Origin of the sequence: Pollutimonas subterranea, from assembly GCF_002849655.1 — a bacterium.
Taxonomy (GTDB): Bacteria; Pseudomonadota; Gammaproteobacteria; order Burkholderiales; family Burkholderiaceae_B; genus Pollutimonas; species Pollutimonas subterranea.
Window position 1 is genome coordinate 55773 of record NZ_PDNW01000018.1, and the last position, 22802, is coordinate 78574.

Genomic DNA, 22802 nt, shown 5'->3' on the forward strand with positions numbered 1-22802 from the left:
TCCAGCCACAAAAGGCGAACCACGCTCTAGCATTATCCAAATATTTTCAATATGACATGCATACGATACTAAAAAGCCTGCTTCTCGTCTTCGGTTATCTTCTAACGAATAGCGCCGTGGCATCGGAAGTCAGACTGACTTCTATTATCGAAAGCCCTGTTCACACACTCGGCAAACACGCTCATAAGGCGATCCCTCGACTCGAGAGCTTGCGTAAGATGTTTCTTGCCACGCCGCTGATCGAACGCGCGCGTATCAACTCATCCTTTGGCTACCGGCTGCATCCCGTATCAGGCAAGTGGGCAGGCCATCAGGGTCTTGACTACCCCGCCCCAAAAGGCACTCCCATCCGCGCAACGGCTCAGGGAAAAATCTCTTTCATTGGCGTCCAAAATGGATATGGAAAAGTGATTTTCATAGAGCATGATAACGAGTATTCCACTGTCTATGCGCATCAAAGCCGTTTCAAGAAAGGCCTAAGAAAAGGTGTCAACATAGAAAAGGGACAAATCATTGGCTATGTCGGTTCAACCGGAACATCCAGTGGCCCTCATTTGCATTATGAGCTGCGCGTCAACAATCAACCGGTAGACCCCATCCAAGAAAAACGGCAACTGACTTCCTATGTCCAAAGATGAGGCTACATTGTGCTGCCTGAAGAGCGGTAGCAGAAAATTACATAGACTGATCGTGCAACAAAGTGAGTGGGGATAGTTCCAATGGCAATAGCGGTGAAAAAAGCAAGCGTGATTATCGGTGTGCTTGGTGTATTGGCGTTCGGCGCCGGCTTGTTTATGTATGAATCCTTGAGGGACACAAGGCAGGCATTTATTGATCCTTCTGATCAAGAACTCGTTGCCAACGGCAAAGGAATCTATGCCAACAACTGCGCATCCTGCCATGGCGCGAAGCTGGAAGGCCAGCCAAACTGGCGGATACGTCAAGTCAATGGTCGTTTGCCTGCGCCGCCGCATGATGAGAGCGGGCACACCTGGCATCATCCCGATGCCGTTTTAATTGACATCACTAAAAATGGCCTGGTTCCTGGCGTGACAGCCCCATCCGGATATGTGAGCGACATGCCAGCCTATGACAAATTGCTGACAGATCACGACATCCGAGCTGTGCTCGCTTATATCAAAAGCTCCTGGCCCAAGCAGGCGTTAGCGGCTCAAAAAGAAATCACGCAACAACGGCCACAGTAACTCATTGGGCGCGCTAGCCGTTTATTTTGCTTTACGTAACCGCAAGGCGTTCGTCACCACCGAAGCTGAACTTAAGCTCATCGCCAGGGCGGCAAACATGGGTGAGAGCAATAACCCCGTCCATGGATACAGCACGCCCGCCGCCAGCGGCACGCCCAAAGCGTTATAAACAAAAGCAAACCCCAGGTTTTGCTTCATATTCGCGATGGTAGCGTCAGAGAGATGACGGGCAATCGAGATTCCTCGTAAATCGCCTCTCACCAGCGTGACCTGGGCGCTGTTCATGGCGACATCGGTGCCGGTGCCCATGGCAATGCCGACATTGGCTTTAGCCAGCGCAGGCGCATCGTTAATGCCGTCGCCCGCCATCGCCACGATATGCCCTTGATCCTGAAGCTTTGTAACCAGATCGAGCTTATCGGCCGGCTTTACTTCACCATGGAATTCGTCGATACCCAGGCGTTGCGCTACAGCCTTAGCTGTCGATACCCCATCGCCTGTGGCCATGATGACTCGGATTCCTGCGGCCTTCAGTTCACTCAAGGCTTCTTGCGTACTGGCTTTGATAGGGTCGGACACGGCAAGTAGACCCAGTAAGTCGCCGTTCGCAGCCAGATACATGACGCTCGCGCCTTGCATACGCAGGTTATCTGCCTTTTCGCTCAGTATCGCCACATCGACACCTTCCTGCTGCATCAGCGCGGTATTACCGAGCGCCAGGCGTTTGCCCTCGACGGTGCCGCGAACACCAATTCCGGAGCCCGACTCGAATTCATCTACCATAGCCAATGCGATGCCCTGCGCTCGCGCGCCACTAACAATGGTGTCAGCCAACAGATGTTCACTGCCTTGATCCAGACTCGCGGCCAGACGCAACACTTCTTTGGCGGTACCGCCCTGGACGTGAATCGCTTGCTCAAACGTGGGCCGTCCTTCGGTCAAGGTGCCGGTCTTATCGACGATCAAGGTATCGACCTTGCGGAAGTTTTCGATGGCAGCGGCATCCCGGAATAGGACGCCGTGCGTCGCACCATGGCCAGTGGCGACCATAATCGACATTGGTGTTGCCAGGCCTAGCGCGCACGGGCAAGCAATGATCAGTACAGCCACCGCATTGATCAGACCGTACACCCAACTGGGCTGTGGCCCCCAGAATCCCCACACGAAAAACGTTATCACGGCGATGGCAACCACCGCCATGACAAAATAGCCGGCCACATGATCGGCCATGCGTTGCATAGGCGCTCGGGAGCGCTGCGCTTGCGCCACAAGCTGCACGATTTGGGACGGCACGGTGGCCGCGCCCACTTTCTCGGCACGTATCACCAGTGCGCCCGATGTATTCATCGTGGCGCCAATGACTTTATCGCCCACGCGTTTGCTGACGGGTAGCGGCTCACCTGTAAGCATGGATTCGTCAATGGAGCTTGCGCCCTCCTCTACCGCCCCGTCCACCGGCACTTTTTCACCTGGACGCACACGCAAGCGATCGCCTTCATGCACATGAGTCAAGGGCACATCTTCTTCAGTACCATCAGGCAAGATGCGCCGGGCCGTCTTCGGGGCCAATCCCATTAGCGACTTGATGGCCGCCGAGGTCTGCGAGCGAGCTTTCAATTCAAGGATTTGTCCGAAAAGCGTCAAGGAGATGATGACAACCGCGGCCATGCTTCGGCAAAGTCGTCTCCAGGTGATCGTCACGCCATGCAGCCTAACGTGACACGCCCGCAATTAGCAGCTGTCACGATGGCCACCGGCTTAATGCTATTGGCTGGCATGACGTTTCCGGCGCTGTTTGTGAACATGCGCCTGTCTGCCCGCGACGTAGGAGGAGCGATTATGCCGCCAGGCATGATCATGGGGTGGGACACGCCGGGTGCTGCCATGCGCAATATGGCGGCCATCGCACCGCTCTTGGTCGCGCATACCGCAGCGCAAGACGCCCAAGGCGATACAGCACTTGAACCTCGTATTGAAAACGGTGTCAAGGTTTTTGATCTGGAAGCGAGCGTTGTGCGTTGGAACATCCTGCCCGACGTACAGGTGGAAGGCTATGCGTTCAATCGCCAGATTCCGGGTCCACGGCTGCGCGTCACTGAAGGCGATAGGGTCCGTATCAATGTCACCAATAAACTACCGGAATCGACGACAGTACATTGGCATGGCTTGATCCTACCCAATGAAATGGATGGACCGGCTAACATTACCCAAAAGCCAATTGCTCCTGGCGGTAAATACGTTTATGAGTTCACGACCGAACAATCCGGTACTTATTTTTATCATACACATGACCATGTCGATCGGCAGCAAGCCTTCGGCCTATATGGCGCACTCATTATCGACCCAAAGAACCGCGATGAAGAACCCCGGGCCGACCATGAGTATATATTGCAGTTACAGGAGTGGCTCAAGCGCGAAGGGTTGACCTACCCTGCCATGCTGATGGAAGGAGCCTTGCCCAATTACTTCACTATCAATGGCAAAGCATACCCGGCCACGGACATGGTGAAGATGAAAGTGGGCGAGACGATCAAATTGCGCTTCATTGGCAGTAATAACAATTTTGTACACCCTATGCATGTTCACGGTGGGCCTTTTACCGTGGTTGCCCGCGATGGAAATGTGTTGTCCACCGCGGCGCGCTTCGAAGCCGATACAGTCAACGTCGGTCCAGGGCAACGCTATGACGTTATATGGACGGCGCTCCGCCCGGGCAAATGGATTGTGCATTGTCACATTCCGCACCATACGACCAACAACAATGTAGAACAAGAAGGCGCCGGGGGCCTGACCATGGTTCTGGACGTCCAAGCTTAGCCCATTCTGCTTGAACCGCAGCGCCTGATAGGATAATAGCGGCTACGATTAAGCGACCATCTCCATGGCGAAGGCCGTTGGCATCAACCATGATGCGGACTCACCACCAGGGCGCTGTAGACATGACCGCGCTAGAGCTGGAAAAAGGGTCAAGATCCTGAGATGAAACAACCGGCCAAAGAAATGATCGCCGCCCAGAAAAAAGAGAAATCGTAAATTCGATGAATGACTCGCGGCGTATCCAAAGCCTTCGAAATAACCTTTTTGGCAGGTCCGTTGATCGAACTCAAGTCTCGTTATTGAGGCGAGGACGGCGCTTCAAGCTTGTCGGCATACTTGATCATGATGTCGCCCATGGCACGCATCATCTCGCCATGCATCTGCATCATCACTTTGCTATTGGCTCCGCTAGCAGCGCCCATCATAGGACAGCTGCCCATCATCCTCATCATGTCGCCGCCCATCATGCCGTGATCTTTCATCTTGCCTGGCTTCATATCGCCCATCTTGGCCGCGTCACCATTCTGCATCATGCCTGATTCAGCTTTCATGCCTGCGGTAGTGCCATCACTGCTGGAAGTCGCTGCTACTCCCGCACCGCTTACGCCCAACAAGAGCGTCGTAATGGGCGCAATAAATAGTGCTTTCATATTCATTTGTATCTCCTAAATCCAGAAAATTGACTTTTCACGAACCGGCTTGAACTTGTGGCGCAAGAGAGATGTAGATATAGAGGTGTAGATATCTTCCAGCGTCAGAGCAGCAAGGCGTACCAATCGTGGCGTACCCGGCTATACCATTGCTTGTCTGTAGATTTTAGTCCTTGGAAAACGGTTTACCGTTAAAGTCCACAGTAACCAGATTGCCGTCCAACTCGCCCATGCCTGGCGCATTCAACGGCATGCCAGGCGCCGACACGCCCTTCACTGATGAGTCAGCCAGCAATTTGTTGACAGCATTGGCCGGTACGTGCCCCTCGATGATTTGGCCAGTGGCTTCTACCACGCCCGTATGACACGATCCAAGCTTTGGTGGCACACCGAGTTTTTGCTTCACCGAAGCCATGTCGGCCGTTTTGATCGCCGTAACATCAAAGCCAGCATCCCGCATATGCTCGACCCACCCGGTGCAGCAACCGCAATTGGGATCCTGATATACGGTAATGGCCGTGCCGGCAGCCTGTGCAAAGGATGATGCGACGGCCAAGGCAGCCGCTGCTAGCCATAATTTCATGAAACCTGCTCCAGCGTAAATGTAAATCTTGAATGATTCATAGTATAGATAAAGACCACGCTCGGGCAGATTAGTTCTGTCGTTGCAATGTGACGTCCTTCTGTGCCTCCAGGACCTTGGGTGGCCAGTTGCTCTTGATGTAAGCCAGTACCGCAATGATCTCTTGATCGCTGAGGATGTCCCGATACGCGGGCATGTCGCTAACATAGCTTGGCGGCGCAGTCTTCCCAGGAACCAGGCCGTTTTTCACCATATCGACCAACATCGCATCAGGATGGTGCCAGGTATGGCCGGTTTTGTCGTGCGGCGGTGCGGGCAGCCTGCCATTGGGCATGCGGTCACGCCAGTTCGGCTGCCCTTGCAGGGACTCACCATGGCAAGCTGCGCAATTGTTCGCATAGATCGCCCTGCCCTGCATCACAAGAGCCTGATCCGCAGGGTCGATGAATGCCGAGCCCGATGGCCGCATCGTGCTGTAAAAGATGGCGGCGGCACCGATGGTGACGACGCCGACCACACCAAAGATCAATGTTCTCTGTGACATTTCAACGTGGGGGGGGTCAGCTGACCTTTACCTTGCCCACCATCCCGGCCTCCATGTGGCCCGGTATCAGACAAGCGAAATCGACGGTACCAGCCTGATCAAACTGCCACACCAAGCCGCCAACCTTACCTGGGGCCAATGTAATCATATTTGGTTCGGCATGCTGCATGCCCGGCATTTTTTGCATTTCAGCCGCATGGGCTTTTAGATCGGCGAGGGATCCGATCACCATTTCATGGGGGATTTTGCCCGTGTTCTTGATAAAGAAACGAATGGTCTCGCCAGCGCTGACCTGAATGTCACCCGGTGTAAACCGCATGGTGTCGTCCATCGTCAACTCAATCGTGCGGGTAACTTTGGCCGGATCGCCAGGCTTGCCAGTCGGCGACGGTGCATTCGACATGGTGGACATATCGTGCCCAGGCATGCCATGCCCCGGCGCACCATGCCCTCCGGCATGGTTACCCGCAGCCAATGCGAGCGTCGGAAGCACGCTCAAAGCCAGAACAGAAAGGGTCTTTTTCATCATGAGTACACTCCTAGAGTTTGTTTAAGTAGGCAGCCATTTCAACCGCCCAAGAAAAGGCAATATCGAAACCGAAAATTCAAGACATCCACGAAACGGGCTTCCTGCTTCATCGCCCGAGTTAGTCACTTTAATGGCAACAGCATTGATCAATCAATTGCACTTTAACGAAGTACAACTGCCGATCTACTGACGTGCAAATTACAATTTTGTAATATAGGCACGCCCGTTCTAACCGAGGGCTTATTTGAGTTACTACGAGCACCTCCATGGCGTCCGCCATCTCTGCCACAGGCAACTGTTCCATAACATATTTGTGCCATGCGCACGGTTAAGGCCGTCGGAGCTCAGTCAGGGCGTACAATCCACGTGCTTTTCTTGGGCGAAACTTTGCCACGTTGGTACACCTCCTGCGTAGACGAGACGAATGAACCAATCGAAAACTCCTGAACAGCCTTCTGACGCGCGCGCTGGCCCATGGAAACTAGTTCTGCAGGGCTTTCCAACACCTTCGTTAGAACGGAAGCTATCGCCTGCGGATCTCGCATTGGCACAATCCAGCCATCATGTCCATTTTCGACGTTCTCAGGTAAACCGCCCGCATCACTTACGATTACAGGTATACCCATAGCCATCATTTCTCGGCATGCAAACGAAATAGTCTCTATCTCAGATGACACAACAAACCCGACGTCCAACGCTGCCAAGCATGAACGGACATCATCCAAAAGCCCGGTAAAAACCACACTGTTGCGCAGGTTTAGTGCCTCGACTCTGGCGCGCTGAGCATCTGATGGAAGGACGCCGGCAATCAAGATGACGATTTGGCTTCGTAGCACAGCAGGAAGAAGAGAGACCGCTTCGACCATATCCAGCCAGTTCTTGTACGCCGCGGTCCCCGCATTGCTACCCACAACTAACCGCCCTGCCAAGTGAGGCGGAATCCAGCAGCGTTTCGCAGCCAATCGCTCGTCAGGCGACGGGGGAACAAATCTATCCAAGTCAACACCATTACGGATTACGTGCAGACGGCACCCTCTGAAGTACGAATGGACCAACCTATTTCGCGTGTGATCGCAGACGCAAATGACATGATCTGTTGCCAGCTTTGCACGAGCTAGTGCTCCGACGCTTCGAGATAGGCGGTCACTATGTTGGGTATACACGAGCACTGGGCGCCAAGCGCCAGAACCCATCAATGCGAACATACAGGCACGATGGTCTGTCGCGCCGTTAACATGAATAATGTCAAATTGCTCACGTCGCAAGAATGCTCTAAGGCGCCGATGGCTCAGCAGCGTTCTAAGCAATCCTCCTTTGAATTCGTGCGGCATAGCCCGAACGCCAGGCAGAGCCACAGCTGATTCGAAAAGGCGGCTCCCTCTGGGCGCTGCAATGACGATCTCGTGCTCACTGCTCAGTTCCCGCGCAAGCGAGAGAATGTAAGTAGTGTGTCCTCCGCCGTCTCCTCGATGAAAGTTGGTATAGAGAATCTTCATAATGACAGCGGTGTGGTGAAACGAGATATCTTTTTCATATTCGAAATGGTCGCTATCGTTTAGAAATGGCTCAGCACATCACGAGATATCTGCTAGAGCTTGAAATGCTTCTGACCCGGGCTTTGGAGTATCCTCCTAGCCTTCCTTTGCAGCCGACTGACTACTTCGACGCCTTCGCGCATTCACGTAGAACTGCAGACTCGTTGTTTATCAACGCCAAAAACGACCTAAACTTTGACCGAGCTACGGCTCCTTAAGCGAAGCGTCAATCCTGCGTGCCGAGGGAATCAAAGCTTGTTTTCTCAGCGAATCCACGGCTATGAGGCTTGGCGGCTCTCCGTCTGCAAGACGCGAATGGTAAGCGTACAGACGTGACAAACGTCGAACTCTAGGATTACATTTTTGCAATGCACATTAGAAGCGCGCCCATCCAGATAGGCAGCTTTGAAGGCTGCAGTCTTCCCATAGCGCAATAGCGTCCGCTCGCATGAACATGGACCAATTCATAGCATTTGGCCATACAGCATTGCCTCATTGGCCGAATGACACTCAAGACAGCTAATGAATGCAAGGATTGCGCCAAAGCACAGGGCCACAACGGCAGTTAAACGAACAGAGCCGCAAGGCGAATAAAGCCCATTGCCATGGTGATTTTGTTGTGTCGTGACACTGGCGAAGCAGCGACGCAATTCGTACGCATTCTTCGTAGGTTCAACGATGAGCAAGCCACTCCGCTCTTTGAACGACATAGCGGAACAATCTACATGATCAGGCAAGCCAAAAGGAAGCGGCGCGGACCCATTTCAGTGAGTTATGTAGGCGCGAATTCCAGCGTTATTTTTGCCACCCGCATCTACGCTTGAAGTTGCTATCAACCGTCAACTCAGCTCTGAACAGCGACGTATTCGAGATGATCACGGCCTCTAACTTCAGCAAATGCTGTTCCCGTACCACCTTAATTACCGGAAGATGATCACGAGATTACATCTCCGTCAGGAAGTTCGAAATTCACGGCATGTTAACAAAGCACTGCTGAAATGCCGACAACTTCCATTCGGGAGTTTGATCAGTCGACTTCTCAAGGGGTCCTGCAACTGATCAAGGCTAATTTCTGGAGTTTTCATGAAAAAGAGTTTGCTGGTAGCCGCCTTGTTAACCGGTTTTGCAGGTGCGGCACAAGCCAATACATCCGTAACGCTATATGGTCTTTTGGATGGTGGTGTGGGCTATACAAAGTTCAAAAACGACACAGCCAGCGCATCCAAAACGGGGGGGTTGGGATGGCGCTCACTCGAGCAATCGCTGGGGCTTGCGGGGCAGCGAAGATCTGGGTGATGGCCTGAAGGCCATCTTCACGCTGGAAAGCGGTTACAGCTTGATGAACGGCACCCAAGCCCAAGGCGGTCGTCTGTATGGCCGCGAAGCGGTGCTTGGTCTGAAATCCGATGCTTGGGGCACGATCACGCTGGGCCGCCAGGGCAACATCGCCTATCGCTGGCTGGCTGGTGTCGCCACGCCCTTCGGCAACAACTTCAATCAAGCTCGTACCGCCGGCACGTTCAGCGTGGCTGAGGTACGTTACGATAACCAGATTCAGTACCTGACTCCCAGCATTTCTGGCTTCCAGGCTGGTATCGGGTATTCGTTCAATGCGGATGGCGAACAAGAGTTCAAGCAGGGGGACCATAACGAGCCGAATGTCCGCGCCGTGACTGCTGGTCTACGCTATTCGAATGGTCCCGTGGCTGCGGTCCTGACCTATGACCAGATAAAGGACGCCAAGACCGGCACCGGCGTCAAGGCCAAATCCTGGAACCTTGCAGGCAGTTATGACTTCGAGGTGGCCGAGGTACATCTGGGCTTCGGCATCACTGATGACGGCTGGTTCGGCACTCCTTCTCAACTGCGCAATTCTGAACTCGGTTTCGGCAGTATCCGCGCTTACAACGACGGCTTCCGTGCTAACTCTTACGGCGTAGGCCTAAGCGCTCTTGTCGGCGCGCGCGGTAAGCTGCTCGCCGGTTGGGGCATGGTCGATCCACGCGACAACGGTGCGGCCTACGCTGGCCGGGACCTCAAATCGCAGCACATTTTTGGTCTAGCCTACACCTATAAGCTCTCCGCGCGCACCAATCTTTATGCACAAGCCGCCTATGGCAAAAATGTCGCCTTCGTTTCGGGTAACAAGACTCAGTCGATTGGCGTCGGCCTGCGTCACAGCTTCTAAGTTGGCATGATGTCCATCAGGGTGCAGAAACTCCATGCACGCTGATGGGCGATTGTGCTTGCCTCGATAGCCGCTATGGTGTGCTGCTTTTCTTTCCGAAACGACGGCATGGCGGAGAAGAAGCCAGGCGTGATCGACTGTGTGCACTACCGAATCCACTTAGACAAAGGTCATTACGCTTTGAATTGGGTAACAAAAAAGTAATGCGCGTGTTCGCAAACTGACTGGGCTGATTTCCTACAATTCATTCAAGCGGCTTAACTTTCATCACGCGCCATTGCGCAGCCGCATGAGTTCGTAAATTCTAGGAGTAAACGTATGACTAACTTGAAAAAGAACCTTCTCGCAGCAGTGCTGCTGGCCACAACGACGATGGCGGTCAGCGCACAGCCGCATACCTCCACTGTGAGTGCAAGCGCGGCGGCGTCCTCGAACATAGCCGATGTTTTCGGAGAGCCCAAGACGCGTGCGGAGGTACGTGCGGATCTAGCATTGTGGAAAAAAGCCGGGCTCGATAAATTCTGGGCTGGCGAGAGCACTCCTGATACCTTTAGCCGTGAATACAGGTCTGCCTATGCCGAGTATGTTCGTATGCGCAGTGGCCCCGAATATAACGCAGAGGTCCAGCGGCAATCGGGACGGTAGGTCGATTTGACGACGCTCTTCTCCGCGATGGGATAGCGGTAGTCACCGCGCACGGCTACACTTGTGCGCGGTTTTTTTATCCAATGCCCAGCCGGCCACTTCATGTATGGAGCATTTAGGACTCTCAAACCAGAACCGAGACTAATGTATTGGTCTAGCCACGGTAAATCCCATTGTGACCAATCGTTCAACCGACCGGGTAAACGTTTTGCCGCCGTGCATTCGAGCTATCGCGGCAACGATTGCTAACCCCAGACCAAAATGATCTTGATCACTAGACACCCGTTCTGCCGGTAACCTGACGAACCGCTCAAAGCACCTTACCAGGTGCTCTTGTGCGACAGGCGTGCCAAGGTTACAAACTGCGATCCGCACTTCTTCGCCTGCTGATTCCACGACAATCAGCACGTCGCTGAACGCGTCGGCGTGCCGGATCGCATTTGATAGTAGATTCGACACGGCGCGTTGAAAAAGCGTACGGCTAATCATTGCTGAGGCGTCGCCCACTAGCAGTAGTTTCACATCAGCTTCTTCGGCCTGAGCCTCGTGATAATCCATAACCTCCCGGATGGTAATCGCAATACTGTTGGTCGGTTCTGTCTTAATCCTCGTGCCACCATCGGCCCTTGCGAGAAGTAATATGTCGCTTATGACTCTTTCCATTCTATGTAGATCTTCCAGGTTAGAAACGAGCATTTCTTCAAGCGAGCGCTCATAGCGTTTAGAACTTAATGCCAGCTCGGTTTCACCAATCAGCGTTGCTAACGGCGTCCTTAACTCATGTGCCAGATTGGCATTAAATTCCTCCATCTGTGCATAGGCACCCTCGATACGTTCGAGTAACGCGTTGAACTGCGCAATCAACGGGAAAATCTCTGCCGCAGGGTCCTTCGCCTCAAGCCGCTCGCCAAGCCGTTCCGGGGACAACTTTGCCACCTGGCTACTCAATGCATCGATCGGGATCAGCGCCCTGCGAACCAACCACGCTGCACCTAACGACGCGAGTGCTGCGCCTAAAATTGCGCAAATAAATAGAGCCAAAGCCAAGCGCCTGAGAAAGCGAAGGTCGGAAGTGATGTCCATGCTCAGCTGCGCCTGGATCGGTCCAGTCGATAGCCCATACTCCGGTAGCATAAACGTATGCTGGCGAAACATGCTTACCTTGGCGTTTGGCGGTCTCTTGCCAAACGTCTTGGTTACATTGCTGCTCTGCAAAACCAGCGAGAGCTCTGGATGGCCGTGAAAGAAATCCAAGAGCTGATGTTGGAGCGATTCCGCGCTATTTTTGGATGCACTTTCCGTAGCTAAATGCTGAATTGCCCTCTGCTTTTCCGCCAACAGCTCAGTCTGGCGGGTCGCGAAGTTCGAACTAATAGCAAGATATACAGCTGTACAGATCAGTCCTACGCTTACCAAGGTCTGTATCGCGAGCCAGCGTGAAAGTCGGCCCCGAATCGAGTTTGACCAACTCAACATTCGGCATCCTGAACCTCAATCACATACCCCATGCCGCGCACGGTGTGTATCAGTTTCCTTTCGAACGGGCCGTCCACCTTTGCGCGTAGCCGCCTGACGGCCGCTTCCACTACGTTGGTATTATTGTTGAAATTAATATCCCAGACCTGTTCGGCTAAAGTCTGCCGGGACAAGACTTGGCCACGCTTGCGCATGAATAACTGAAGCAAAGCGAACTCCTTCACAGTCAAGTTGATTGGTTGCTCGTTCCGATAGACGCGTCGGCGCAGAAGATCCAACTCTAGATCGGCTACGCGAACGATATTCGTATGGGCGTCAGTCAAGTTTGCGGGGTCGTTCCTACGAACCAGCGCAAAGATACGAGCCATGAGTTCGGTCAGTGAGAAGGGCTTGGGAAGGTAATCATCAGCGCCATCCTCCAGCCCTCTCACCCGGTCTTCAACCCGATCTCTTGCGCTGAGCATGAGCACTGGCACACGACTCTGTTTGCGTAGCTCGCGTAACAATTGAAATCCATCCATACCCGGCAACATTACATCCAGAAGGATAAGATCGTATGGGGTTTCCTGTGCGAAAAATAGGCCTTCCCTGCCGTCGCCAGCCACATCAACCACATAGCCATGCTCCGTCAACGCTCGACGTAAGTAGTCTGCAAGCTTTCTTTCATCTTCGACCACAAGAATTTTCATTGTTGTTGTGCTTCCTCCATGGAAAATGGCTAAGCGCACAGTGGTGCGTGATGCGCGAACGCATCTGCAGTCGTCGTTAGCAGCTCGTCCCTAACGCACGGTATGTTCGTAACCCGTATACGTTACGTTAGTCAGCCTGTCATTAGCAGGACACGGTGATTACGAATCCGTAACCTTGCTCGCATACGCCCTGCGCCATACGGCCTCGGGCAATGCACAGCATTCCGCGACAAAGGAGCCGAAAGCCGTCACGGTACGCTCGAGGAGTTCTCTCCGACCCATGCGGAAGCCTCTTCAGTCCCGCTACGCTAAGTGAACGCAGCGGGCATCCCATACACATTGGGTCAAAACTGATGACGCAACCCTACGCTGACAGTTTTAACCTTCGCGTCGTCCAAGAATGCGAAGTTATCGGTATACGAGCCGACGGCATACAAGTCGGTCCGCTTTGAGAGCGTATAGGTATAACCGAGGCTGAACGTATTTGAGCTTGCATCTCCTCCGGTAAGATCTTTGTTATTTGCGTCTGCTCGCGCCCAGGAGCCGAACATGCTGCCCGCGGCTCCTACCGGCGCAGAGACTGCAACTAAGTATGAATTTGACTTGAAGCCGTCGACGAAAACATTAGTCGGCACACCGGAGAAGCTCCCTACAGCCCCCCCAGGCAAGCCTGCCCCACCGAACCAGCCATCAGTCGTCCTGCTATACGCAAGTGCCAGCTTGGCTACTTCAAAGTCGTAGGCTGCGCCAACGACATACGACCTGGGCGTCGCCTGCGTCTGTTGATCACTCAGCTTGTTCGAAGGGTTTAGCTGGTCATACGATATGAAGGCTGACAACGGCCCATTCCCGTAGCGAAGCGCTGCTGTTATGGCGCGTGTATTGTCGGCCGTGTTGAATCCCACCTGATTCGATTTAGAGTCATCCGCACTGAATGAGTACCCAAGGCCCATGGTGAAGCCATTTATCGTCGGCGTCTCATAGGTGACCAATTGATCGTAACGTACCCAATTTACTGAGCTAAATCCCGACCCACTGCCCATATTCAACTGAGTAAAGCCCCCGCCAAACATCGGGCCAAGAACGCTGTAAAAGTAGCGCGACCCAATGTTGTACTGGCGACCTATATTGAACTGACCCCAATTATCACTGCCAAGCCCAACAGTCGCGTTACGACCGAACAGGCGACCGCCTTGAGTCGATTGTCCATTGCTAAGATTGAAACCGGACTCCAGTTGAAACTTGGCATACAGTCCGCCGCCAAGATCCTCCTTTCCCCGTATACCCCAACGCGATCCGTTCTTGACGCTGTCCGTCATGCCGAAGCGGCTGCGATCTAATGACACTCTCTGATTGCTGACTGGATCTACTATCGTCCCGTCCACCTTCGAGTAGCCAACGCCCGCGTCGAGTATTCCGTATAGCGTAACGGAGGTCTCCGCCTGAGTAGTACTGGATAGTAACGTAGCCAGAGCGGCCATTATTTTTAGCGTATTTTTCATGAAAGGCTCCTTTAACCCTGAGGTAGACACGGCGCTGATTGCAGTAAATGCTCGTTCCTGCATGCACGCTTTAACGCGAGATCCATACACGAAGCGAATCCAAGACTGCGGGACTAAGAGCTTAGTCGGCGGTGCCCAACAATCTACGAACTCATCGATTACAAATTCGTTATCTGCATAACGTCGAGATCGACACTCTGGCCCCTTTGGGTTTGCGAACGCCCGATTAGCTTTAATAATTGCAAAGGTTTCTTGCTGCCGATAATCGGTCGAATGAAGTCGCGAAACAGTGTCTCAAGTTTTGGGTCTGCCACACCGCGGCATATTTCGGTCCGCTGTAGACGCGAATAACGATTGGGGCCGCGAGCTCTCCGCGACAGCCCAGTCCGGCTAGTCAATCAGCGAGTCAGCACGTGTATACGCACGACCGATACAACCAGCAACGATCATGACGACAGATTGACGAAGATGACGCAAATGTCATGCTGTCGTCATCGGCCTGTTGGCGCTCGGGGCATACAGTAGATCCATCGCCAGAAAAACTAGCACGGCGCTAGTGAATCAACGACTCCGCTGGCAACCACTCTTTTAAAAGGAATGAATAATGTCCCTTCGTACCAAAACTCTTGCCGCCTTGCTTACAGCAGTTATTGCCGTTCCCGCTACCAGTTTCGCTTACTGGATCCCTGACAACAGTGAACAGGGGGGCACCGAAGTCGTCGATTGGTCCAACATGAAGAGCCGTGCACAGGTGCTTGAGGAGCTCGAGCAGGCAAAGGCAGACCCTTCATGGGCCACCCGCCAGGGGGAAGAAACCGGGACTTGGTCTATGGCCGGCGCTGAGCAGACGAAATCGCGCGCCGAAGTTCGACAGGAACTGGAATCAATGAGCGCGAAAGAAAAAGCGTATATCCAAAGCTTCTACACCGGCGCGTAAGCCGTTCTGATCTTTTTCTAATATAGTTAGGGCAGCCAAACGGCTGCCCTACTCCTTTCTGAAATCCCAACTTTGTCGCCTATGGCTCGGGCCCGTCGTGTGATAAGCGTACCATCTGGCGGCAGTCTCATGACGTTGGCGTTCACGCCAGGAATGCCAGGTACCTAAAAATACAGCCGATGATGCTCAAAGGCTTCCCAAGCAGTAGACACTACCGCTTCTTTAACGTCATGATGGTATAGGTTCCATTCAGGTTCTCAAGCCTGAATTTAACCTTTTCCCCTTCTTTGGCCTGTTGCAATACCGTTTCATCTTTGGCTTTATAAGCCATCGTCATCGGTGGCATGCCGACGTTCTCGAGTGCGCCGTGCTCAATCGTTATCATGCCGCTTGGCCGGTCCACCTTACGAACCACACCATCAGACAAAGCGGTGTCTGCCCTGACTTCCGAAGACGCCGCACTGGTACTTCCGGTCGGACCGTTAGTATTCCCATCGGCTGCAAAAGCTGTAAGGGACATGCCAAGCGCTAGGCTAGCACCCAGCGAAAATGAGATCAGTTTCTTCATAACAATTTCTCCGTAGATGGAAAATATGGTGCGTATGCACCGGGCGAGTACTACCTTACTGATGCTTTCTTTCAAGGCGACGGATTTGACGCCGTTGCAACAAAAGCCAGGCGGCTGGGATAACGAACATCGACAGAATAGGCGCCGTAACCATCCCGCCAATCATGGGTGCAGCGATACGTTGCATGACTTCCGAGCCAGTACCTTGACCCAACATAATTGGAAACAGGCCCCCCAGTACGACAGCCACCGTCATGGCCTTTGGACGAACCCGTACTACCGCCCCTTCTCGAATGGCTTCCATCAGCAATGACTCAGTAAATGGCTTCCCGCACTTGAGGCGATCATTCAAGGCCGTTTTCAGGTAAAGCAACATTACGACGCCAAACTCAGCTGCCACGCCAACAAGAGCGATGAAACCAACCGCAGTTGCCACGGAAATTGCATGCCCCAGCATCCAGATGAGCCAGAAGCCCCCGATCAATGCAAACGGCACGGTCACCATCAACAACAATGCATCAGTCACGGAATTGAACGTGAGGAATAAAAGCACAAAGACCAGTGCCAGCGTCATGGGCACGACTGTTCGCAGCTTTGCTTCCGCCCGCTCAAGGTATTCGAATTGGCCGGACCAGGCAATGGAGTAGCCTACTGGCAGCATCACGTCGCGCGCAACGACCTTTTGCATCGCTTGGACGACCGAAGACAAATCTGCATTTTGTATGTCAACGTAGACGTAGCCCGTCAAGCGTGCATTCTCACTACGGATCATGGGTGGACCATCGGAGATTCTGACGTCCGCGACATCCTCAAGGCGAATTTGCGCGCCCCGATCAGTCACGATAGATAACTGTCGCAGATCGTCCAGCGAATCACGTATCTCGCGCGGGTATCGAACATTGATGGGGAAGCGCCGACGTCCATCGATCACCTCTCCTACGTTCTCGCCCCCTACGGCCGAGGACACGATGCCTTGAATGTCGGTAATGGCTAAGCCGTACCGCGCAGCAGCCATCCGATCGATATCGACGTCGATGTAGCGTCCGCCCGTCAAGCGTTCGGCCAACGCCGACGAAACGCCCGGAACGCCCTTGACCGCCGTTTCAACCTGCGAGGCGATTTTATCGATTTCCTCCAGGCTTGGGCCTGATATCTTGACACCTACCGGCGTCTTGATTCCAGTTGATAGCATGTCGAGTCGATTTCGGATGGGTGGCACCCAGACATTGGTCAAGCCTGGTACATTGACGGCCTGATCCAGTTCTTCGATCAGTTTTTTGGGGGTCATTCCTACGCGCCACTCGTCTCGAGGTTTGAACTGGATCGTGGTTTCGAACATTTCAAGTGGAGCAGGATCTGTGGCCGTATCGGCGCGGCCAGATTTGCCAAAGACCGTTGCCACCTCAGGAACAGACTTGATCATGCGGTTGGTCTGTTGCAAGAGTTCAGTGGCTTTCTGGGCAGACAATCCGGGCAGTGCCGTGGGCATATACAAGAGATCACCCTCATCAAGAGCTGGCATAAACTCACTGCCCAGGCGTGAAATGGGAACCAGCGTCACTGCCAGAGCGACAACCGCCAACGCGATCACAGCCCAGGGACGCCGCAGCGTCGCCTCGAGCATTGGCCGGTACATCCAAACTAGTACACGATTGATCGGGTTAGCCATTTCACGAGGAATACGTCCCCGAATCAAGTAACCCATCAACACCGGAACTAATGTCACCGAGATGGCTGCAGCGGCTGCAATCGAGTATGTCTTGGTGAATGCGAGGGGCGCGAACATCTTGCCCTCTTGTCCCTCCAGCGAAAAGACGGGTATAAAGGACAGCGTAATGATGAGTAACGAAAAAAACAGAGCTGGCCCCACCTCTGCGGTCGATGTCGCGATCAGCTCCCATCGTCGCGATGTCGTGAGAGGCGTGTCGGGATGCTGGTGTTCGTACGCTTCAATATGCTTGTGCGCGTTCTCTATCATTACGATGGCCGCATCGATCATCGCACCAATTGCAATCGCGATGCCGCTAAGGGACATGAGGTTCGCGTTAACGCCTTGATAGCGCATCACGATGAATGCCGCGAGTATCCCTAGCGGCAATGAAAGAATAGCGACGAGGGCACTGCGCAAATGAAATAGAAACAAAGCGCAAACTATTCCGACGATAACGAATTCTTCAAGTAGCTTGTCCGTAAGGTTTGATACAGCACGTTCGATCAGCTGCGAGCGATCGTAGGTCGTTACCACCTCAACTCCCGGCGGCAGCGATTTGCTAAGTTCAGCCAGCTTCTTTTTGACCGCGTCGATAGTGGTGAGCGCATTCTTTCCGGACCGCATAACGATCACGCCTCCGGCTACTTCACCCTCGCCATTTAGCTCAGCAATTCCTCGGCGCATCTCCGGCCCAATCTGAATACGCGCGACATCGCCTAGCAAGACAGGTGTGCCGGAGTCGCTCGCGCGCAGTACGACATTCCTGAAGTCGGCCAACGTCTTAAGATATCCCGAAGAGCGAACCATATACTCGGATTCAGCCAGTTCCAGCACAGAACCACCTGCCTCCTGGTTCGACTTACCCAGTGCATCTTTTACCTCGGCCAATGGAATCCCATAGGCGCGCAGCTTGTCTGGATCCACCACTACCTGATACTGGCGAACCATACCGCCTATAGAGGCTACTTCGGAGACGTCTGGCACGGCCTTTAACTCGAATTTTAAAAACCAGTCATTCAAGGCTCTTAATTGACCCAGGTCGTAGGTGTTAGACCGGTCCACCAACGCATATTCGTAGACCCATCCCACGCCGGTGGCATCCGGCCCAAGTGAAACGCTTGCGCCCGGGGGTAACCGACTCTGCACTTGGTTCAGGTATTCCAGTACACGCGACCGAGCCCAATACTGATCAGTTTCGTCATCAAAGAGCACGTAGACAAATGCATCGCCAAATGACGAATACGCCCGGATTGTTTTAGCGCCGGGAACCCCTAACAAGGTCGTAGTGAGCGGATAGGTCACCTGATCTTCCACGACTTGCGGCGCCCGCCCAGGATAGGACGCCTTGATAATGACCTGGGTGTCGGAAAGGTCTGGCAAGGCGTCAATCGGCGTATCCAACAGCGAAAATATACCCCATGCAGCAATGACGACGGTCCCTAGCAACACGAGAAAGCGGTTATAGATGGACCAATGGATGAGGCGCGCAATCATCGGGCTTTCTCCATAACAGGCTCAACCGACAGTAACTGATAGCCATCGCTCGACTGCTTGAACGAGAATCGCACAGTTTGACCTAGCTTTACGTCCGGGAATGCGTCAGCACCGGGCTTGCTGAACGTCATCGTCATGGCGGGCCAGTTCAATGCAGAGACAGCTTGATGCGAGAACGTGATGCCGTCGGCAGTGATTTGCTCGATTTTGCCGGTCGTTTCATAAGACGGTGCGGGAACCGCCATTGCCTTGCCGGTATCCTCAGCACCAGTTATAGATTCCCCCTGGAACTTGGGAAGGATAGAACGTAGATTCGCTTCAGAATCGATCAGGAACTGGCCCGAGGCGACGACCTGTTGACCTTCGCGCAGCCCGCGCAGGACTTCCGTCGTATCATCAAGGCGAATGCCCAGCTCAACCTTTACCGGCTGAAGCCGCCCCGCCTCGTTCTTTACAATGACCACCGACCGCTCGCCCGTTGTTATTACAGCCTCAGAGGGGACAAGCAAGCGCGAAACTGATTCTTCCGCGCTGATGTGCGCGCGCATCAGCATTCCGGGCGTCAATCCCAGCTCAGTGTTGTCGATTTCCAGCCGTGCCTGCAACGTCCGACTGTTCGTACTGATTCCGGGCAAGATTTCGCGAATTCTCCCCTTAACGCGCCGATTTGAGTCGCCCGAGAATGCAGCGTCAACTGTCATGCCGGGGCGAACCCTCGACGCCATCGACTCTGGTACCTCGATCACAAGCCACAGTTTGTTCAACCCCACCAGCTTGGCTAAGGTCTGGCCCGGTGCAACCATTGCGCCGTTGCGCACCGAAAGCTCGGTGATCACTCCAGAGATAGGTGCACGCAAAGTAATATAACTTTGCACTTTCCCGGTTCTATCCAGGGTACTGATCAGGTCTTTCGGTATCGACAGTGCCCGCATGCGTGTGCGCGATGCCGACAGCATTTCTCCACCAGCACCGCCGCGCTTAAGCGCGAGATATTCTTCCTGCGGCGCGAGCCAATCCGGAACGAACGGCGATGCGATGGCTGTCCCTTCTTTGATGTGTTGCAAGGGTGCATCTGCATGGAGCCGTTCAATGAATCCATTCACGCGAGACTGAATAAACACTGCTTGCGATTCGTCAAACTGTGTCGTACCGATCGCGTCAAACCCTTGCTTGGTCTCTTCTCTAGTGACCGTCGCGTAGCGGATGCCTAGGCTCTGTTGGAGGGACGGATCTATGCTGATTCCGTTGGCTACGCCCTCATCGGCATAAACCGGCTGAAGTGGCATATCCATGAAGGGTGATTTTCCGGGTTTATCAAATCGTTGGCCTGGCACCATGGGATCGTGCCAGTACAGAACTTTTCTGTCCGATTCAGCTTCGGCCTTACTATCATTTTCCATATTTGCACCAGGGCGTTCTGAGACGCTACCCCCTTGTCGCATGCCGAACAAATAGCCGGCGCCAAGGAGTATCGCTACTCCAGCGAGCACAGCGATAACACGTATCCACTTAGTCGGCTGCATGACTAACCCTTTGTGTAGATTCATCATTATTTGGGATAATCTGATACTCAAGCCGAGCCCAAATTTGGGCAACATCCAGTTCAAGTTCTAGAATCTGAAGTTTTGCGTCTAACAGTTCTCGCTTCGCTTTAAATACATATGCCAGCGATCCCGTACTCGCCTTATAAGCCGCAGTTGCAAGCCCAACTTGTCGTTCTGCGGCTGGCAGTAGGGTCGTGTTAAGACTATCAACGCGTTCCCGCCCGTTCGCTAGTGCCGTGGACAAGTTTTCGATATCCGCTTGAACCCCACGCTGGGTCTCACGCAATATAAAACGGGCCCTATTGCCCATTGCAGCCGCTTGAGCCACGTCTCGGTCCTGCCGGTTAGCTCTGGCGATTGGTAGCGGGATGCTGACACCCACCGATACCATGTCTTGGTACTGGCTACCTCGCTGTTGGTATGTCACGCCCCACGTCCAGTTTGGAGATCTATTACTGGTAGCGACGGCGGTAGCTGCATCTGCTATTGATATCTCCCGCTCAGCAAGGAGCAGTTCAGGTTGAACCCGATTGAGCTCCTGTAGCGTGAGCGAGGACACCTTGCTGTGCAGCGACGGGACTTTTCCCTCTACCCGTATCACAGGTGCGGCAACCCATCGGCTTAATGAAATCAGTGCTGAACGAAGATCCTGTTGGGCTTTGAACAGACTATCCTTCGTCTGCGAGCGCAACATCTGCGTCTGCGTTACATCAACGGCGGTCGCGCGCAAGCCGCGATAGGAAGCGCGCGTCGTAGTGAGCTCCTCTGTCATCTGAGTCATCAACACGTTGGACAATTGGAGGGCTCGTTGGGCATAGGCCGCATTAAGCCAAGCAATCGCCGTCTGCTGCCGAGTGTTAGCAGTTTGCAAAATCAGATCTGCTCGCGCCCTGTTCACCTGCTGGTCGGCAAGGCGCTCGCGGCGCCCGCGTTTATCCGCCGAAACCCACTCCTGTTCGATACCAATACGTCGCATTGTCATCGAATCCCGACTGACCGAATAGCGCATTGGACCTTCAATTGGAACGCTGTCGATGCCCAACTTCAGTACCGGATCAGGCAGCTCGCCAGCCGATATGACAGCATTCAAACTGGCCGATATTGATGACTCGCTCGCCTGTATGGCGGCTGATCGGTTCGTGGCTTGGGCAAGCGCTTCCTCGAGAGTGAGGCCGGCCCCCTGACCATAGGCGGATCCGCTTGCTGTTACAAGTAGAACGCACAAAAAGCCGACGCGCACCGCAGCACTCACCAAAACACGCGGCGATGCGCGCGGAGGTATAACTGCAAACATGATTAACTCCGAATAGTTTTTGGGATCGCTCACGGCTATAGCCGCGAAACAAAAAAACGGAACCCGGAGTCAAGTCAAATGCGTAACCTACGTGTCAACAGGAATACAGCATTATGGTCACTGCCGCTCTCGGGCAAGTCAGCGTAGATGGCTATCGGCCATGTTGGCGACACAGGTGATAGCGCGGCCGGATATGAGAATAAGAAAACTGGCTCTGACACAGTCGGCTGTGCACTAGCCTGGTTCAGCTGGCTTTCATCTGAAGAATGCTGTGCACATAGAGATGGTTGCGCCTCATCGATCATCCTCAAGTTACCGGCGGGCTGGGTGCAGCCGTGGCCCGCTGATTGTTCAGTTGAGGCAGCGACCTGCAATTGAGGTTGGGGACATACATAGCTTGCCAATGCCAGGCGCGAGAATAGCAGCGCAGTGAGCATCACTACGATCAATAGCCAGCGAGCATTGGGCCGAGTCATGTGCATGATGGGCTAATCAATAGTCCCAAGACTATTGCCTTTTGCCTCGTAGTTGCCCACGCATTGTAGCGATTACGGATAGTGCTTTGGGATAGTATCCAGCACCAAAGAGGGTTGCCCGCACTTGCCGCAAGTAATTAAAAATCCGTTCCCGGCATTGATGCAATGGCCGTGGGCATCAGTCTGGCCTTTATCGATAACAATATTCTGATAACGGCGGCGGCCATTGGCTTAGCAACGTTCCTAATGGTGACGCTGGGTGTCATGGTCGGCCGGTTGATCGGCAATGTGGCCGGCAAGTGGGCGGAGATTCTTGGCGGGTTGGCGCTGATAGGCGTCGGCGCCGTCATTCTGTATGAACACCTCACCATGTAAGAAGTGAATGAGCTAGGCGACGCTGAGCGGCTACGCCTAA

At 53.7% G+C, this 22802-nt stretch carries 17 protein-coding genes and 4 pseudogenes; 7 read left to right on the plus strand and 14 right to left on the minus strand.

All coding sequences use genetic code 11. From position 1 onward, the window contains the following. The first annotated feature begins 56 nt into the window (after nt 1-56). Both CR159_RS17445 and CR159_RS17450 read left to right on the plus strand, forming a co-directional pair. A complete protein-coding gene (locus tag CR159_RS17445) occupies nt 57-638 on the plus strand; it encodes a M23 family metallopeptidase (RefSeq protein ID WP_233208379.1) in 582 nt (193 codons plus the stop codon). A gap of 81 nt (nt 639-719) precedes the next feature. Next, complete coding sequence (locus CR159_RS17450; protein ID WP_102075238.1) at nt 720-1205, plus strand: c-type cytochrome; 486 nt, start codon at nt 720-722, stop codon at nt 1203-1205. A gap of 21 nt (nt 1206-1226) precedes the next feature. Here CR159_RS17450 and CR159_RS17455 read toward each other — a convergent pair. Then, nucleotides 1227-2870 (minus strand): annotated as a pseudogene (locus CR159_RS17455) (copper-translocating P-type ATPase); the annotation flags it as partial. A 219-nt stretch (nt 2871-3089) separates the two neighbouring features. On the opposite strand from CR159_RS17455, the gene CR159_RS21960 reads away from it, so the two are divergent. Continuing rightward, entirely contained in the window at nt 3090-4022 is a 933-nt protein-coding gene (locus tag CR159_RS21960; protein WP_233208383.1) for a multicopper oxidase family protein, read from the plus strand. Nucleotides 4023-4318: 296 nt separating this feature from the next. Here the strand turns inward: CR159_RS21960 and CR159_RS17465 are convergent, their stop codons facing one another. From CR159_RS17465 to CR159_RS21970, 6 genes and pseudogenes are all read right to left on the minus strand, one after another. Then, nucleotides 4319-4678, minus strand: coding sequence for a hypothetical protein (locus tag CR159_RS17465; protein ID WP_102075241.1), 360 nt, complete (start codon nt 4676-4678; stop codon nt 4319-4321). 160 nt (nt 4679-4838) lie between these two features. Then, nucleotides 4839-5255 (minus strand): DUF411 domain-containing protein, encoded by a 417-nt coding sequence (locus tag CR159_RS17470; protein ID WP_102075242.1) that lies wholly within the window; start codon nt 5253-5255, stop codon nt 4839-4841. 70 nt (nt 5256-5325) lie between these two features. Then, nucleotides 5326-5799, minus strand: a complete 474-nt coding sequence (locus CR159_RS17475) for a c-type cytochrome (protein ID WP_143705479.1) — start codon at nt 5797-5799, stop codon at nt 5326-5328. 16 nt (nt 5800-5815) lie between these two features. Beyond that, nucleotides 5816-6325 carry a cupredoxin domain-containing protein gene (locus CR159_RS17480; RefSeq protein WP_199173359.1) on the minus strand — a complete coding sequence of 170 codons (510 nt, stop codon included), beginning with the start codon at nt 6323-6325 and terminating at the stop codon, nt 5816-5818. Between the two features lie 347 nt (nt 6326-6672). After that, entirely contained in the window at nt 6673-7326 is a 654-nt protein-coding gene (locus CR159_RS21965) for a glycosyltransferase family 4 protein (RefSeq protein WP_233208384.1), read from the minus strand. 3 nt (nt 7327-7329) lie between these two features. Then, nucleotides 7330-7824, minus strand: a pseudogene (locus tag CR159_RS21970) (glycosyltransferase family 4 protein); the annotation flags it as partial. 1122 nt (nt 7825-8946) lie between these two features. Here CR159_RS21970 and CR159_RS17495 point away from each other — a divergent pair. Together CR159_RS17495 and CR159_RS17500 are read left to right on the plus strand one after the other, a co-directional pair. After that, a pseudogene (locus tag CR159_RS17495) lies at nt 8947-10051 on the plus strand (porin). 318 nt (nt 10052-10369) lie between these two features. Next, on the plus strand, nt 10370-10696 hold the full coding sequence (locus tag CR159_RS17500) for a DUF4148 domain-containing protein (protein ID WP_102075246.1): 327 nt from the start codon (nt 10370-10372) through the stop codon (nt 10694-10696). 141 nt (nt 10697-10837) lie between these two features. Here CR159_RS17500 and CR159_RS17505 read toward each other — a convergent pair whose 3' ends face one another. The 3 genes from CR159_RS17505 to CR159_RS17515 form a co-directional block, all read right to left on the minus strand. Beyond that, complete coding sequence (locus CR159_RS17505) at nt 10838-12172, minus strand: heavy metal sensor histidine kinase (protein WP_102075247.1); 1335 nt, start codon at nt 12170-12172, stop codon at nt 10838-10840. Further along, entirely contained in the window at nt 12166-12861 is a 696-nt protein-coding gene (locus CR159_RS17510; protein ID WP_102075248.1) for a heavy metal response regulator transcription factor, read from the minus strand. Before CR159_RS17510 ends, CR159_RS17505 begins: the two co-directional genes overlap by 7 nt. A 344-nt stretch (nt 12862-13205) precedes the next feature. After that, on the minus strand, nt 13206-14363 hold the full coding sequence (locus CR159_RS17515) for a porin (protein WP_102075249.1): 1158 nt from the start codon (nt 14361-14363) through the stop codon (nt 13206-13208). A gap of 604 nt (nt 14364-14967) precedes the next feature. Between CR159_RS17515 and CR159_RS17520 the strand changes: the two genes are divergently transcribed. Beyond that, entirely contained in the window at nt 14968-15300 is a 333-nt protein-coding gene (locus tag CR159_RS17520; RefSeq protein WP_102075250.1) for a DUF4148 domain-containing protein, read from the plus strand. Nucleotides 15301-15511: 211 nt separating this feature from the next. Here the strand turns inward: CR159_RS17520 and CR159_RS17525 are convergent, their stop codons facing one another. The 4 genes from CR159_RS17525 to CR159_RS17540 are packed head-to-tail and all read right to left on the minus strand — an operon-like array spanning nt 15512 to nt 21944. Next, the gene (locus CR159_RS17525) at nt 15512-15868 is read right to left on the minus strand and encodes a copper-binding protein (RefSeq protein ID WP_102075251.1); all 357 of its coding nucleotides are present in this window, start codon (nt 15866-15868) and stop codon (nt 15512-15514) included. Between the two features lie 55 nt (nt 15869-15923). Beyond that, nucleotides 15924-19073 carry an efflux RND transporter permease subunit gene (locus CR159_RS17530; RefSeq protein WP_102075252.1) on the minus strand — a complete coding sequence of 1050 codons (3150 nt, stop codon included), beginning with the start codon at nt 19071-19073 and terminating at the stop codon, nt 15924-15926. After that, entirely contained in the window at nt 19070-20596 is a 1527-nt protein-coding gene (locus CR159_RS17535) for an efflux RND transporter periplasmic adaptor subunit (protein ID WP_102075253.1), read from the minus strand. Before CR159_RS17535 ends, CR159_RS17530 begins: the two co-directional genes overlap by 4 nt. Then, nucleotides 20583-21944, minus strand: a complete 1362-nt coding sequence (locus CR159_RS17540; protein WP_233208380.1) for a TolC family protein — start codon at nt 21942-21944, stop codon at nt 20583-20585. The genes CR159_RS17535 and CR159_RS17540 overlap by 14 nt, the downstream gene beginning before the upstream one ends. 599 nt (nt 21945-22543) lie before the next feature. Here CR159_RS17540 and CR159_RS17545 point away from each other — a divergent pair. After that, nucleotides 22544-22762 (plus strand): annotated as a pseudogene (locus CR159_RS17545) (manganese efflux pump); the annotation flags it as partial. Nucleotides 22763-22802: the final 40 nt, after the last annotated feature.